The 14,206-nt window shown below is 49.9% G+C and carries 13 protein-coding genes; 7 read left to right on the top strand and 6 right to left on the bottom strand.

Annotated elements, in window-relative coordinates; translation table 11 throughout:
• The first annotated feature begins 2 nt into the window (after positions 1 to 2).
• Both M2305_RS14245 and M2305_RS14240 read left to right on the top strand, forming a co-directional pair.
• Positions 3 to 1,622, top strand: a complete 1,620-nt coding sequence (locus tag M2305_RS14245) for a dipeptide ABC transporter ATP-binding protein (RefSeq protein ID WP_264649757.1) — start codon at positions 3 to 5, stop codon at positions 1,620 to 1,622.
• 137 nt (positions 1,623 to 1,759) lie between these two features.
• A complete protein-coding gene (locus tag M2305_RS14240; protein ID WP_264649756.1) occupies positions 1,760 to 2,773 on the top strand; it encodes a LacI family DNA-binding transcriptional regulator in 1,014 nt (337 codons plus the stop codon).
• A gap of 78 nt (positions 2,774 to 2,851) precedes the next feature.
• Here M2305_RS14240 and M2305_RS14235 read toward each other — a convergent pair whose 3' ends face one another.
• The 5 genes from M2305_RS14235 to M2305_RS14215 all read right to left on the bottom strand — a co-directional run bounded on the left by M2305_RS14235 (position 2,852) and on the right by M2305_RS14215 (position 8,441).
• Entirely contained in the window at positions 2,852 to 3,547 is a 696-nt protein-coding gene (locus M2305_RS14235; RefSeq protein ID WP_264649755.1) for a DUF3313 domain-containing protein, read from the bottom strand.
• 672 nt (positions 3,548 to 4,219) lie between these two features.
• Positions 4,220 to 5,620, bottom strand: a complete 1,401-nt coding sequence (locus M2305_RS14230) for a sensor histidine kinase (protein ID WP_211503102.1) — start codon at positions 5,618 to 5,620, stop codon at positions 4,220 to 4,222.
• Positions 5,617 to 6,339, bottom strand: coding sequence for a response regulator (locus M2305_RS14225; protein ID WP_099212967.1), 723 nt, complete (start codon positions 6,337 to 6,339; stop codon positions 5,617 to 5,619). The genes M2305_RS14230 and M2305_RS14225 overlap by 4 nt, the downstream gene beginning before the upstream one ends.
• Positions 6,340 to 6,902: 563 nt before the next feature.
• Positions 6,903 to 7,445: a flavin reductase gene (locus M2305_RS14220; protein ID WP_264649754.1), complete on the bottom strand. Its 543-nt coding sequence runs from the start codon at positions 7,443 to 7,445 to the stop codon at positions 6,903 to 6,905.
• 111 nt (positions 7,446 to 7,556) lie between these two features.
• Entirely contained in the window at positions 7,557 to 8,441 is an 885-nt protein-coding gene (locus tag M2305_RS14215; protein WP_052750087.1) for a LysR substrate-binding domain-containing protein, read from the bottom strand.
• 137 nt (positions 8,442 to 8,578) lie between these two features.
• Here M2305_RS14215 and M2305_RS14210 point away from each other — a divergent pair, with 137 nt between their 5' ends.
• Both M2305_RS14210 and M2305_RS14205 read left to right on the top strand, forming a co-directional pair.
• Complete coding sequence (locus M2305_RS14210; RefSeq protein WP_264649753.1) at positions 8,579 to 9,685, top strand: LLM class flavin-dependent oxidoreductase; 1,107 nt, start codon at positions 8,579 to 8,581, stop codon at positions 9,683 to 9,685.
• Positions 9,686 to 9,709: 24 nt separating this feature from the next.
• Positions 9,710 to 10,525, top strand: coding sequence for a class II aldolase/adducin family protein (locus M2305_RS14205; RefSeq protein WP_338085674.1), 816 nt, complete (start codon positions 9,710 to 9,712; stop codon positions 10,523 to 10,525).
• A 20-nt stretch (positions 10,526 to 10,545) separates the two neighbouring features.
• Here the strand turns inward: M2305_RS14205 and M2305_RS14200 are convergent, their stop codons facing one another.
• Positions 10,546 to 11,718, bottom strand: coding sequence for an acyl-CoA dehydrogenase family protein (locus M2305_RS14200; protein WP_264649751.1), 1,173 nt, complete (start codon positions 11,716 to 11,718; stop codon positions 10,546 to 10,548).
• Between the two features lie 262 nt (positions 11,719 to 11,980).
• Between M2305_RS14200 and M2305_RS14195 the strand changes: the two genes are divergently transcribed.
• The 3 genes from M2305_RS14195 to M2305_RS14185 are packed head-to-tail and all read left to right on the top strand — an operon-like array spanning position 11,981 to position 14,184.
• Positions 11,981 to 12,820 carry an ABC transporter permease gene (locus tag M2305_RS14195; protein ID WP_264649750.1) on the top strand — a complete coding sequence of 280 codons (840 nt, stop codon included), beginning with the start codon at positions 11,981 to 11,983 and terminating at the stop codon, positions 12,818 to 12,820.
• Complete coding sequence (locus M2305_RS14190) at positions 12,817 to 13,542, top strand: ABC transporter ATP-binding protein (protein WP_264649749.1); 726 nt, start codon at positions 12,817 to 12,819, stop codon at positions 13,540 to 13,542. The genes M2305_RS14195 and M2305_RS14190 overlap by 4 nt, the downstream gene beginning before the upstream one ends.
• Positions 13,543 to 13,569: 27 nt before the next feature.
• Positions 13,570 to 14,184: a nitroreductase family protein gene (locus M2305_RS14185; protein ID WP_264649748.1), complete on the top strand. Its 615-nt coding sequence runs from the start codon at positions 13,570 to 13,572 to the stop codon at positions 14,182 to 14,184.
• Positions 14,185 to 14,206: the final 22 nt, after the last annotated feature.

The raw sequence follows: 14,206 nt of genomic DNA, 5'->3' as shown, positions 1-14,206 counted from the left end.
CTATGACCGGACAGGACCTGACGGTTGAAAAGCTTTCCATATCATTTGGTGGAAAGCAGGTCGTACACGACCTCTCTTTTCAAATAACACCTGGCAAAATTTTGGCTGTGGTGGGTGAGTCCGGATCGGGCAAAAGCGTAACCGCGCGCAGTCTCGTCGGATTAGCGGGCGACTGGGCTCAGGTTACAGCAGGGAGCCTTCGCCTCGGTGATGATGAGCTCCTGCGGCTGGATGACGCTAGCTGGGGCGTAATTCGTGGGCGGAAGATAGGGTTCGTCCTTCAGGATGCGCTGACATCACTCGATCCGTTACGAACAGTCGGGCAGGAAATAGAAGAATCCCTGACGGCAGATGGTAAGTGGCGCGGCTTGCGTAATCGTACAACGCGTCGAAAGCAGGTGCTGGAGCTTTTGAAAAGCACATCTGTGCCAGAACCTGAAATACGTGCACGGCAACGGGCCGATGAACTCTCTGGAGGACTTCGGCAAAGAGCGCTCATCGCCTCTGCAATAGCTCTGAACCCAGGGATAGTAATTGCTGACGAGCCAACGACTGCGCTGGATGCCAGTGCGGTCTCCCGTGTCCTCGGCCTGTTTCGTGACCTGAAAAATGCAGGTCATGGAATATTGTTGATCAGCCATGACATCGAAGCGGTGTCTCAGGTCGCTGACTCGATCATCGTCATCAAGAACGGGCGAATGATAGAGCAGGGCGAGACTGAGCAAATTTTGCGCCATCCTTCGCAGGATTATACGCGCTTGCTACTAAGTTCGGTTCCGAAGCAAAACCGTAAGTCCCCAGACCCTTCAACTCTGCAAGCGAAAGACGACACCCCGTTACTCGTCGTGAATGATATCGTCAAAAGCTATCCTAATACGACTGGAGCATCGAGACTCGCAGTAGATCATGTCAGTTTTGCCCTTCGAAGAGGAAAAACACTCGGCATTTTGGGTGAATCTGGCTCAGGGAAGACGACAACAGCGCGGATTGTCGCCGGGTTTCTGGAACCTGATGGGGGGAATGTATGGTTTGACGGGAGATTATGGAGCGGAGTTCAAGCGAAGACCAACCGAAGCGTTGAAGAACATGAGCGCCGACCGTTTCGACATGAAATGGGTATCGTTTATCAGGATCCACTCAGTTCCTTCGATCCACGCTGGACTGTTCAGCGTATTCTTGCTGATGCTCTAAAAGCCAGTGCCATCCCACATGCCGAGTATAATGATCGCATTGCGGCTCTTTTGACATTAGTGCGGCTAACACCAGATATATCCCGCCGGTTTCCTCTTCAGCTGTCAGGCGGGCAGCGCCAGCGCATCGCAATTGCACGTGCCATCGCGGGAAATCCCAAGTTGATCGTCTGTGATGAACCTGTTTCAGCGCTTGACGTCTCAGTGCAGACACAGGTGCTGGAACTGCTCACAGAGCTACAAGAACGCCTCAATATCTCTTATTTGTTCATTTCTCATGATTTGGGCGTCATTCGTCAGATCAGTGACGATGTCCTTGTAATGCAGAATGGTCGCGTGGTGGAAGCCGGGCCTACACAACAGGTCTTTGAAGCGCCACAGCATAACTTCACGCGGCTTTTACTCAATTCAAAATTGCCAAATTATGTATAGTAAAAAGGCGAGATCCGATTTTTTTGGAGGGCCCTTAAGGTGATTCTAGCAATAATAATTTCAATCTAAACGGGATTATTATAAGAGCTCATGCAAGGTATGAACCCGCGCGGTAGACGCAGGCATGAGGCAAGGCATTGAACGGGCGCGTTAAGCTTTCTGATATTTCAAAGAAAACCGGCCTGAACGTTTCCACAGTCAGTCGTGCGCTCTCAAATCCAGAGCGCGTAAGTGAGGAGACACGCCTGCTTGTTCAAGAAGTGGCCGCGCAACTGGGCTACGTTGGCAATGCCGCAGCTCGCAACCTAATCCTTGGAAAAACGGACACCATCATGGTGCTGATCCCGACCTTTCCAGGACAACCGATCTCGCCAGTTTTTACCGAAGTTCTTCGAGGGATTTGCGAAGAGGCGGAAGCTCATGGATTGAGCGTAATGCTGCAACAAAATCTAAGCCAGGCGATCTCGGCTGACGATGCCACCAAATTTTTAAGAACTGGAACGGTGGACGGGGTACTACTTCTCGCAGCAGAGAAATGGACAACGCCTCATGCGTTCAGACCGAGAGAACATGTCCTCCCTGTCATCAGTGTATTGAACGATTTGACATCCTATGGCCTTGTTAGCGTCGTAGCCGAGGAAAAGCAGGCATTCTCGGAAATCGTGGATCATTTGGCTGCGCGCGGTCATCGTCATTTTGCTTTCGTCTCCGGGCCACGCGAGACCACCCATGAGCAAATACGATTTCAAGCGACTACCAGTCACTTGAAAAGATTAGGCCTTTTAGCGGACCTAGTCAGATTGGAAGGGGGTCCATTCGATCTACAATCTGGGAAACGCGCTGCACAAGCATTTCTGAAACTCAGGACACGGCCAACGGCTGTCATCTGCTGCAGTGATTCATTAGCTTTCGGCTTCCTGCATGAAGTTCAGAATGCCGGGCTGAAGGTGCCTGCAGACGTAGCAATTGCAGGCTACGACGGCCTTGATTACACGGCCTTCACAACGCCTTCGCTCACAACATCATCACAGCCATCTTCTGAGATGGGATGTGTTGCTGTTCAAATGTTGAATGATATTTGGAACAAAAAAATACTGACTCCCACCCTTGCATCTTTAGCGCCATCCCTTCTGGTGAGGCAGTCTACCTGAGTAGGTATCCGTATTAAGCCGTAGCATCTATGTAAAGTTGTCATCATCAAGATTGGTCCTGATGATGCCACAAGTTCTCTATTTTTTTTCTGTAGTAATAACCGTTGCCCCACTTTTTTTGAATTCTTCCACTAACAGAGTCGAGGCAAGGTGGAATGCACGTTTTGCGTGGGCATATGGTAACCATTGTCCCATCATGTTCCATGGCATGCCGTTATTATACGTAGCGATAGCAACAAGTGTTTCGTTGTTAGATCCGTCTACTGCAATGAGTTCTTCGCTAGCTCCGCCTGGGAACGGCGGAGGAATCGGAGGCATACCACCTCCGGCGGCACCTGCGGCAAACCCTGCAACGACAGGAATAGCATTGTAGTACCATTTGCTACGACGAATATTGGTAATCGCAGCGCGAATATGTATTGCGTCTGTGCAAGGTGCGCATGTTGATGCATCGACGACGTTATAGATCGTTCCGACCTGCTTTCTAATTTCTGTAGTGAACGCATCAGTCATACGTGCAGCTACTTCGGGTTTGAGGTGAGGCGCGTTGGCAACAGGGTGCCATGCAACAGGATCAATCACCGCAATTTTGTATTTAGAAGCCTCCAAGCCAGGCTTTACGTAGATATGGTCATCCACATGCCCTTTTTGGGGTGTCATTTCAGTGTAGGTCTCTTCCGGTAGAAAACCTGAATGCGTTACTTTCTGTCCAGCGCAGCCCGTTATGTCCAGAAACAGGAGTATGGAGGTTCCTAATTGCACGGTATTTTTCACTACTCTTAACACGGATATTTTCCTTCTATTAAGTTTGTTTTTGCGTTTCTATTTATAAAAAGAGAAAATATTGTTGTTTTTTCTCTTTAAGGTTTCCAGTTGGATTCGCTTACAAATCCTTTTTGCTGCGGATCCATGGCAAAGAAGAAATAGAGTAGAATAGATTCCTGTTGTGGCTCTGGAAGTGCTTTGAATTCGCGTGCGTGTATACCGTTTTTGCAACGGATGATCGTCTCAAGCGCAATTCTAAATTCTGGCCAAGAAAGACGACCATCATGATCTGCATCTAAGGACGCAAAGCCTGATTTCTAAACTACTGTCTCAGGGCATTTATCTGGTGATTTAGCATGTACGGTGAACGCAAAACTCATAGCGTTGATGCAAAACAAATAGCCGAGAAATCGTAAGTAGGCCGCCATGGCGAATTTACAGCGCATCTGCTCAGCCATTTTTACCAAGAAAGGATGAAACAGATAATTCCATTGAATAAACCTCACCAGAATATAGACTACAAGAGAGGATTACCTCAAAGGTAATATCGAGGATCCTCTATGTCGTTAATCTACAAGATAAGGATTTCTAAAATATCTCTCTATTATTTCAAAATTGAAACATAAGATAATATTTTTCTAAAATTAGAATTAATTATATCCGTAGAATTTTTACTTGAAACTATTTTGATGTGGGCAAGAAAATAGAACTCTGATTAAGCAGACTGACACGTACTTCAAGGCCGCCTTCGACATGATTGCAAACATCAATTGAGCCGCCATGAGCCTGAACAATTGATAAAGCCGATGTAAGACCCAGGCCCACCCCGCCAGTTTCTCGGTTGCGGGATTTATCAACCCTAAAATAGGGCTCAAATATTCGCTCGATCGCACTCTCAGGAATGCCAGGGCCTTTATCTCGAATGGAGACGATGTACCGCTCTTTGGTGCATATCAACTCTATCGTCGGCGGAGTAGCGTATTTGATCGCATTTTCTACCAGATTGGTAAAAACACGCTTGAGAGCAAATGGTCGACCTTGGCATGTCGCGCGGACTGGGCCGATGTAGTTTATTGAAATATTCTGGTCCGCAAAATCATTGACAATCGTATGCAAAATTCCGGGGAGATCAAATACTGTAATATTTTCACTTATGGCATCGTCACGAAAGAAAGAGAGCGCGCCATCAATCATCGCCTGCATTTCATCAACATCACGAAACAGCTTTGCCTGCTGCTCAGGGTCTTCGATGAACTCCCCTCTTAGACGAATACGGGTCAAGGGTGTTCTCAGATCATGAGAAATCGCTGCGAGCATGGTTGTACGGTCAGCAATGAATTTCTGAATCTGTGCCTGCATGGCGTTGATCGTTCTTACAACCAACCGTAATTGCCGGGGCCCGGTTTCCGGAATGGGGGCAGTATATGGTTTAGCGCCGTAACGGCCCACGTCTTTTGCAAGTTTCTCAATCGGTTGGGATAGTTGACGTGAGGCAATAAGCGATACTGCGATAATCCATGATACGAGAATTGTGAGTTCTAAAAGAAGGCGTTCGCGGGCGTAAAAGCCCCAACTACGCACAAGCGCGGAGCAAAGAAGCCAGCTACCGTCCTGGAGTTGTAGAGCCAGAAAAGTCGCATTCGGGTATTTGCGCTTATCAACACGAATACCCTCCGTTGCGGAAACAGGGTTTTCTATCGAGAATGCATCAAGGCGCCGCGCTGTATTTCCGATGAATGAAGAAATCAATTGTTCCCCGGACTGAACTTCGGAAGGCTTATAATGGGCCGTTTCAAGGGCCTTTGCGGTATTGCTTCCCGTTTCAAACCACTCAAACGTCAGCCTCTCAGTTGAAGCAGCACTAGAAAGCTTGACGCGATCAAACTGTGGGGCAGCACTGATTACGCGACTTACTGTAGCGACTTCTTGTAGGAGGCCGGTTTGTTCAATATTAGGTGCTGCCCAATACCCCCCAAACATGAAGAATAACTGGAGAAAACCAATTGTCGTAGCGGCTGCAAGCGCAACAGTGGTTACGAGGCGAAGGGTAATGGTGTCTTCAAACCATAGGCGGCGTTTCATAAACGCTTGACCGCAGGGGAGAACAAATACCCTCCATTCCGAACAGTACGAATTACGGTCGGGTTTTTAGGGTCATCTTCAAGTTTATGCCGTAGACGACTGATCTGCACATCGATGCTGCGGTCGTAGGCCGTGTGGTTTCGTCCCCGGGCGAAATCCAGAAGCTGATCTCTGGTAAGAACTCTCTGAGGGTGTTCTACTAAAGCTAACAAAAGCTCGAATTCTCCACCTGATAAGAGAACCAAGGCATTATCTTCGGATCGCAGTTCACGGCGCGCGACATCCAAGCGCCAGCCCCCGAATGCCAAAAGGGGACGGGCTTCATTCTCGGATGAAATTTCATGCTTGCCAGATGTTCGCCGCAAAACTGCTTTAACTCTGGCAAGAAGCTCACGCTGATCGAACGGCTTTGTCAGATAATCGTCCGCTCCGATTTCCAAACCGACGACCCGGTCCGTATGTTCTGCCATAGCAGAGAGCATGATGACTGGTACATTCGAAGACGTTCTCAGCCGACGACAGAGGCTAAAGCCATCTTCATTGCGTAGCATGATATCTAGAATGACCAGATCAACATTTCCTGCCGATATTGCGGAGAACATGGCTACGCCATCCTCAGCTATGGACACGGTATAGGAATGTTTACCGAGAAAGTTTGTCAACAAGGCGAGAATGTCCTTGTCGTCATCAACGATAAGGAGATGAGGCATCACAGTCATCCAGTCTTGATAGCATGTGAGATCATCCTGATGATGTCTCTTATGTGAGCAAATTATTTCAGCACGGACATATTCCTCTCATCCACAATTTCCTTTTGCCTTTCAATCCATCAAGTGCCGTTTTGATATCTAAAAGGTATAGCATTTCTAAGCTGACATATTACGGACATCTCATCGAAAAAAATCGCTACTACAACGGCTAAAGGTAGTCCTTCCTTCAGGTTGGCCCTAAGAATTTGTAGAAAAAGGTGCTATTATGCTGGGGCGAGTTGCGGTTTTTAAGTTTAATTTTGGATACATGGCATACATAGCCTTGTGCATAATGGATGTTATAAACAATCCATTTAATATTTATATTTATTTTGGAAAAATATCAGTTATTAGGCATATTATCGAAAAATTTTTTCTTGAATTTTACCACGCCATTGAACAATCGAAGAGACACGTTTTAGAAAACTAATCTGTTAATAATTAATATTATATTTAGAAATTTATCCAACGCATCCCCGTGAGATGCGCGTGTAGCAAGTACGGGAGCGCGTTAGAAATGACCTTCCTAGCTCTTACTGCTTTTTAATGGGCAGGTGATGAAAACCACGGGAAAACCACGTGAGGCCATGTTCGGCTTCAGGGTTGTTATATATGGACTGAACTTCGCAAAAGAGCACATCATGTGTTCCGGCGCTGTGTATCGTTCGTATCACACAATCAAGCGTTACAAGAGCGCCTGACAAAAGCGCAGCACCAGTTTCACCAATTTCCCATGTTCCGTGAGAAAATTTCTCTTGAGCATCAAGAGACCGGCTCGCAAATACGCGTGCCAGGTCGCTATGATTTGGCGACAACACACTAATTCCTACGATACCGTTCTGCAAAAAAGACTGATGCGATCGATTGCTGCGATTCAGGCAGACAAGCACTGTTGGTGGGGTATCGCTGACGCTACTAATAGCTGAAACTGTAAGTCCTTGGCGTCCACCCGGGCCGTCTGTCGTGACCAGAACGACTGGTGCTCCAAGTAGGCTCATTGCCTCGCGAAACTCTTCCTGACTAACCTGGGAAGAACTGTGCTCGGGAAACAACGCGGCGGCAGGGTTAAGTGACATAAAAACTACCTTTACTAGCTTTAGGGTTCAGGACGGCATATCTGCCGAAGAAATTGGTAAGGGCTTCACGACGCACCAAAAAGCCCGCTGTCTGTGGCCCTTCGGCTTTGCTCATTGGTCAGAAGCTGCCTGCACAAGTAGCTCCGCCAGATCTTGAGCCGCATCGGGCAGGCCGTTTCTCTGAATCAATATGGTCTCGATTTCTGGAACTTCAGGGAGTAACCCGGCAGGAAGAGTAGAAAGCCCCTCCGCAGCAGCAAAGCGACGCGTTCGGCAACTGGCACCCAAGCCGCTCCGGACACCGGCACGCATGGCAGGAAGGTGTGGCGTTTCGAGAACGATGCGATAATCACGGCGGGCCTTCGCTAGGGTCCCAAGCGCGGCATCCCTGAAGCGGCATGGCGGCTCTAACAAAACCAGAGGAATTTCAGGCTGATCCAAAGTGCTAGGATCTCCTATCCAAACCATTTTATCATGCCCGACAATACGCCAGCTTGAGTTGGGTCGATCGCCATGTTGGCCAAGGCACAGGACAATATCCAGCCGGGAACGGTCAAACATCTCCAGCAGTTCCACTGAGCCGCCTACGCGGATTGTCAGACGGCACCGGGGATGTTCCAGTCGAAAACGCGCCAATACATCCGGCAGGAGCGTGTCGGCAAAGTCCTGCACCATCCCAACGGTTATCGGCTCAGGATCAGAAACATGCCCAAGTTTATGCATGATGCGGTCATTGAGAGTGAGAAGCTGCCTGGCATATGCCACCAATTCTTCACCCGCAGGCGTCAGAACCAGCTTTCGTCCATCACGTCTGAACAGCTTTTGTTGAAGCACGTCTTCCAAACGCTTCATCTGAAGGCTTAAAGCTGACTGAGTCAGAAAAATGGTTTCGGTCGCCTGAGCCATGGAACCAGCTTCAACAATTGCGACAAAAGAACGCAAAAGCTCAGTCGGAACATTGCGTGCCATGCGCTGGGGCAGAGAAGGGGTGGACATAGCAACACTCCAAGGCGAACAAGACATAAAACTATATTATGTAGTTGTATTTATATTTTTCACTTGAGTCATGACGTACAAAAAAGTGTATATTGTCAATACAACAATATAATATCGTTTTTTAAGGAGGCTGTGCCGTGCCTGTGGACTTCATCGGCTTTGTTGGCAGTCGCAATCATTCAGAGATCATTCCGGCTCATGGCCCCATCATTGATCTTGCTCATGTTGAAGCTGCGGCAAAAACCCATGAAGCTGCTGGCTTTGACAGGGTTCTGGTAGCCTTCCATTCAAATTCTCCTGACAGCATTCTGCTTTCACAGCACATTGCAGCCACGACAGAACGTCTTGGACTCATGGTCGCGCATCGTCCTGGCTTCACAGCTCCCACGCTTGCAGCCCGACAGTTTGCAACTCTTGATCACATCAGCGGTGGACGTGCTGCCGTGCATATCATCACGGGTGGAAGCGATATTGAACTCCAGGCTGACGGAGACCACACGACCAAAGCTGAGCGCTACGCCCGGACGAACGAATATATAGAAATCCTACGGCAGGAATGGAGCAGTCATTCCCCCTTTGATTATCAGGGCCAATTTTATCGCGTGAATGCCGGTCAATCACGCGTATTGCCTTATCAGGGTCACACCATCCCAATCTATTTTGGCGGTTCTTCAGACGAAGCCATCGCTGTCGCCGGAAAGCAGGCAGATGTCTATGCACTTTGGGGAGAAACGTACGAGCAAGTACGGGAAACCATCGCTCGGGTACGCGCTATTGCGGATAAGGCTGGACGGACCATTCGTTTCTCGCTGTCGTTGCGTCCCATCCTGGCAGATACAGAAGAGAAGGCTTGGGCCAAAGCGGACTATATTCTTGCCAAAGCCCGGTCTCTTCAGAACGAGACGGGTTACACCCGGGCCACATGCATTCCAAATGAGGGGTCCCGTCGACTATTAGCCGCCGCTGAGCAAGGGGTGCGGCTGGATAAACGCCTCTGGACCGGCCTCGCCGCTCTGACAGGGGCAAAAGGAAATTCAACCTCTCTTGTCGGAACGCCAGATCAGGTTGCTGATGCGCTTCTTGATTACTATCGCTTGGGAATCTCGACATTCTTGATCCGGGGTTTTGATCCAATCATAGATGCTTATGAATATGGCCGGGATCTTTTACCCCGAGTGCATGCCTTGATTGAAAAAGAAGATCACCTCAAAGGTGAAGAAGGGATGAAAATTTCAAGAAAATAAACGAAATTATTTCAGTGTTGGAAAATGATTATGACTACCAAATCACAAAATATTAGAAGCGCTGAAAATGGCTTCAGGAAAAAAACTTTCCATTTGCAGCCTCGGATGCCCGCACAAACTTTTGAAGAAGAACGTCTTCATCGAAAACAGCGGTTGGCCGCAACATTTCGATTATTCAGTCGATATGGATTTGATCAAGGCCTGGCTGGCCATGTTACCGCGCGAGATCCGGAATTTCCTGATCGATACTGGATCAACCCCCTCGCTGTCCATTTTTCGCAAATCCGGGTTTCGGATCTTCAATTGGTAGACCACGACGGCAATATCCTGATTGGACAGCGACCTATCAACACGGCTGGATTCACTATTCATTCTGCGCTTCATCGTGCCAGACCGGACATCATTGCGGCCGCCCACACCCATTCGACATACGGGAAGGCCTTTTCAGCCTTAGGAACCGAGCTTCTTCCGATCACTCAGGATGCCTGCTCGTTTTATGAAGATCATGCAATCTTCAATCCCTTCAGCGGGGTTGTGCTGGATGACAAGGAAGGCGATCGCCTTGCGCGAACTCTGGGCAGTAAAAAAGCCCTCATACTGCAAAACCACGGCCTTCTGACCGCAGGACCTACCGTGGAAGCCGTAGCCTGGTGGTTTTTAGCCATGGATAACGCTGCACACACACAGCTTCTGGCACAGGCTGCTGGCCCTCTAAAACTCATCGCACCAGACATTGCACGACTGACTGCCGGGCAGGTGGGGAGCGCAGAAGGTGCCTATTACTCGTTTCAGCCCCTGTGGGACTGGATTGTGGCCCTTGAGCCTGACCTTTTTGACTGACCCAAACGGTCCCAACGAGCCTAGTTTTGTTTTTTCAGTGCTTCGCGGCCAGCCGCCAGAAGAGCGCTATCTCCCTGAGGCGTATGAATTCGCCCACACAGGACATTCCGATAGTGGCGCTCCAAAGGATTATCTTGGCTCAGACCAGGATTTCCAATGGCTGCCACCCCCTTGCCCACGGCAAGGATGGCGTTTTCAGTGACCGAGTGCTTGGTTAGACCCGCCAGTATGGTGATTTCCATACCTTGCTCTTGGAGATGAAGGGCTTGGTCGATGAGGCCGGCATTAGAAAGGAGCAGTGCGTCGATTTCGCCAAGAAGAGCCTCGAACCGTGGCAAAGTCGCTAGAGACGCCCCTAGATTGGACGGGACGCGCTGGTGCAGGAAGTTAATCAGCCAATTACGGGCCGCCACAGCAATACCATTATACAGCGAAGCAATAAGAATGGCATGCCAACTGGCAATGGCTACATTCGGGCGCCCCTCATTTGACGCAGACGCTGAGAGCAGACCAAGGTATCGCTCTGGAATTTCTACATTATCAAAGATAATCGTATGGCTTCCGGTCGCGCGCATACCCATCTGGTGCCAGCTTTTCTCAATGCGGACACCTCGAAGGTCCAGCGGAACCAAGACAGGACCAACCTTGGGGGCAGTCTCGTCCGTTTTGGCCCAGACAATTCCCCATTGCAGGGCAGTCGATCCTGTTGAGAAGATTTTGCGGCCGCTGATGCACCAGGCTTGTCCGCGCTGACTGACAGTCGTAGCTGGCAAACCGCCTCTGGCAGGCGTTCCTAACTCCGGCTCAACACGTAGAGCATTGATGAGCGCCCCCTCCTGAAGGACGCTCTCGAACAACTCCTGTTTGACTTCTTCCGACCACTCGGACGAATGAGCAAAAGCTGCGGTTTGAAGATACTGCATTGCCAGAATAAGCGCGGTTGAAGGGTCTCCCTGAGCGATCTGTCCGACAATCCTGACTATCGCGCTCAGTGAAATATCTTGGCCGCCTGCGCTTCTGGGGAGAGCGAGCGATAAAAAACCTGCATCTTGAAGATCCTGAAGGTTCTCGAGGGAAATGTTGCCACTCCGGTCATACCGCGCAGCCCGCTCTTCGAACAATGGAATGAGCTTTTTGAGAACCTCGTCCATGCCCTCTGGGAGGCAGTGCTCTAAAAATAGCTTGTCACCCATGGGGGGTCTCCGATCTCAGTCTGGCTGAGATTACAACATCTTTGACGGGACACGGAAACCGAGGGCTGAAAATATCCCGGACAACACACGCTCTTCTTTCTGGATTATCTCGTTACAAAAGCTGCACACGCCAGTGTGTCGGACAGGAAAGGTCGAGTGACGACCGTCAAGTCCTGTAAAACTTTCACATTTAGAATATTCATCTGACATCTCCGCGCAGAGTTGAAACAATCATTGCTTCTTTCGGTTGTGGAGCAAGCCAATGTCAGACACCGTCGTCTTGACCGAGACGCAAAGCGCCACCGAAGTTCCAAAAGGGCCATTGTCGTTTGCAAGCCTTGCGTCTTTGCGGAGATACGCGTCCCCCGTTTTTTTGGTCTGTTGCTGGCAGGCAGCGTGCTCCTCAGGTTTCTTGTCAACGCGACTTGTCTCATCTCCTGTTCAGATAGCTGTCACAGGATGGGCGCTCACCCGTGACGGAACGTTGCCATATAATCTTGGTGTCTCCCTTCTGCGGGCTGCAAGTGGGTTAGGACTAGCTCTCACCTTAGGCGTCTTGCTGGCTCTTATCTCAGGCCTGTCCAAAGCAGGTGAGGACATTGTCGATGCGCCCCTGCAGATATTACGTACCCTTCCTGCGCTGGCGCTGGTTCCATTATTCATCCTGTGGTTCGGAATTGGTGAAACACCTAAAATTCTGCTCGTCGCGCTAGGCGCCATATTTCCGATCTATCTGAATCTTCACAGTGGAATTCGCTCCATTGACCCTAAACTTCTGGAGATGGGGTCCACACTAGGCCTGTCACGCTGGCAGACAATCAGGGACATTTTTTTACCGGGAGCGCTACCAGATTTCCTGACAGGCTTGCGGTACGCCGTAGGGGTTTCCTGGATGATGCTTGTAGTTGCAGAGCAGGTAAATGCCGAAAGCGGGATTGGCCATATGATGATGGATGCGCAGGATTTCATGCGCACGGATATCATTCTGGTCGGACTTCTCGTCTACGGGGTCCTCGGTCTGCTGTCAGATCAAATTATCCGCTTTCTGGAAGCCATATTCCTGGCCTGGCGCCCCAGCAATGAAAAGAAGCGCAAGACATGACTGCTTTAAAAACTGCTCCACAAGAGGCAGCAGTTAGCATCGAACAACTGACAAAACGCTTCGACGGCGGCCCTCCCGTGTTGGACCGGCTCAATCTGGCCATAGCTCCAGGCGAATTCGTAGCGTTGCTCGGACATAGTGGCTCAGGAAAATCCACTCTCCTGAGAACACTTGCAGGACTTGATCCCGTGACAGAGGGCATTGTGACCAGACCACAACGCGTCTCGGTCGTTTTTCAGGAATCCCGGCTGCTACCTTGGAAAAAGGTCTGGAAAAATATTGTTCTAGGCCAAGAAGATGCGAGTACCAGACGGCGTGCAGAAGTCGTTTTGGAAGAAGTGGGGCTGTCACATCGAACCAATGCATGGCCTGCGACCCTTTCCGGCGGTGAAGCGCAGCGGGCTGCCTTGGCCAGGGCACTTGTGCGGAAACCTGCCTTTCTCATGCTGGATGAACCCTTTGCGGCCCTTGACGCACTCACACGCCTAAAAATGCAGCGATTGGTCGCCGACCTCTGGAAAAAACATGGCTGCGCTGTTCTTCTTGTCACACATGATGTGGATGAGGCGCTGCTACTTGCAGATCGAGCCGTTGTGCTCGAACAGGGGCAAATCCGGGTCGATCTTCCAATCCCTCTTTCACGGCCGAGAAAACACTCTGATGGTGGTTTTGAGGCTCTCCGGACAACCTTGTTCAATGCGCTGGGTGTTCATGGCGCATGAGCATTTCTTTTTAAAAAGGCTATATTTATGACGACCGCTCCTGAGCGCACCGCTCATTCTTCTGTCGAACCGCTCATCCTTAATCGCTGGTCTCCGAGGTCTTTTAGTCCGGTAGATATTGATCCTCGGGATCTTCTGGCCTTTCTCGATGCGGGACGGTGGGCACCTTCAGCGTATAATAGCCAGCCGTGGCGTTTCATTTATACTCGGCGCAACACGCCAGAATGGGACCGTTTTCTATCGTGGTTAATCCCGTTTAACCGCTCATGGGCAGAAAACGCATCGGCGATCGTGTTTGTCGCATCCAGAACGATTACCATCTCAAGTCGAACTGGCGAGCCATCTCCTCTAACGACGCACGCATTTGATGCCGGCGCGGCTTCCGTCCTTGTTCAGTTACAAGCATCTCAAGCAGGGTGGGCTGTTCATCCTATCAGTGGCTTTGATCATGATCTCGCCCATGCAGGCCTGGAATTACCGGAAGACTATCAGCTTCATGCAGCATTGGTCATTGGAAAGCAGGCGAATGGGGAGAACCTCTCAGAGGAACTGCGGAAACGTGAGCAGCCCTCCAGCCGGGTCAGTCTTAAAGAATTGGCGTTTGAAGGGCGTTTCAACGCGTCGGAAAAATCTGAAGACTGATCACGTTGGGTTACCTCTCGCG

The organism is Gluconobacter cerinus (assembly GCF_025961355.1).
GTDB lineage: Bacteria > Pseudomonadota > Alphaproteobacteria > Acetobacterales > Acetobacteraceae > Gluconobacter > Gluconobacter cerinus.
The sequence above is the reverse complement of the archived record's forward strand: the minus strand, read 5'-3'. Positions and strand labels throughout refer to the sequence as shown.

Excerpts from the sequence above, each read along its gene's own strand:
- M2305_RS14245 (WP_264649757.1), top strand. The coding sequence starts at position 3 with ATGACCGGACAGGACCTGACGGTTGAAAAGCTTTCCATATCATTTGGT.
- M2305_RS14230 (WP_211503102.1), bottom strand. The coding sequence starts at position 5,620 with ATGAAACGCCGCCTATGGTTTGAAGACACCATTACCCTTCGCCTCGTA.
- M2305_RS14225 (WP_099212967.1), bottom strand. The coding sequence starts at position 6,339 with ATGACTGTGATGCCTCATCTCCTTATCGTTGATGACGACAAGGACATT.
- M2305_RS14220 (WP_264649754.1), bottom strand. The coding sequence starts at position 7,445 with ATGTCACTTAACCCTGCCGCCGCGTTGTTTCCCGAGCACAGTTCTTCC.
- M2305_RS14215 (WP_052750087.1), bottom strand. The coding sequence starts at position 8,441 with ATGTCCACCCCTTCTCTGCCCCAGCGCATGGCACGCAATGTTCCGACT.
- M2305_RS14205 (WP_338085674.1), top strand. The coding sequence starts at position 9,710 with ATGATTATGACTACCAAATCACAAAATATTAGAAGCGCTGAAAATGGC.
- M2305_RS14200 (WP_264649751.1), bottom strand. The coding sequence starts at position 11,718 with ATGGGTGACAAGCTATTTTTAGAGCACTGCCTCCCAGAGGGCATGGAC.
- M2305_RS14195 (WP_264649750.1), top strand. The coding sequence starts at position 11,981 with ATGTCAGACACCGTCGTCTTGACCGAGACGCAAAGCGCCACCGAAGTT.
- M2305_RS14190 (WP_264649749.1), top strand. The coding sequence starts at position 12,817 with ATGACTGCTTTAAAAACTGCTCCACAAGAGGCAGCAGTTAGCATCGAA.
- M2305_RS14185 (WP_264649748.1), top strand. The coding sequence starts at position 13,570 with ATGACGACCGCTCCTGAGCGCACCGCTCATTCTTCTGTCGAACCGCTC.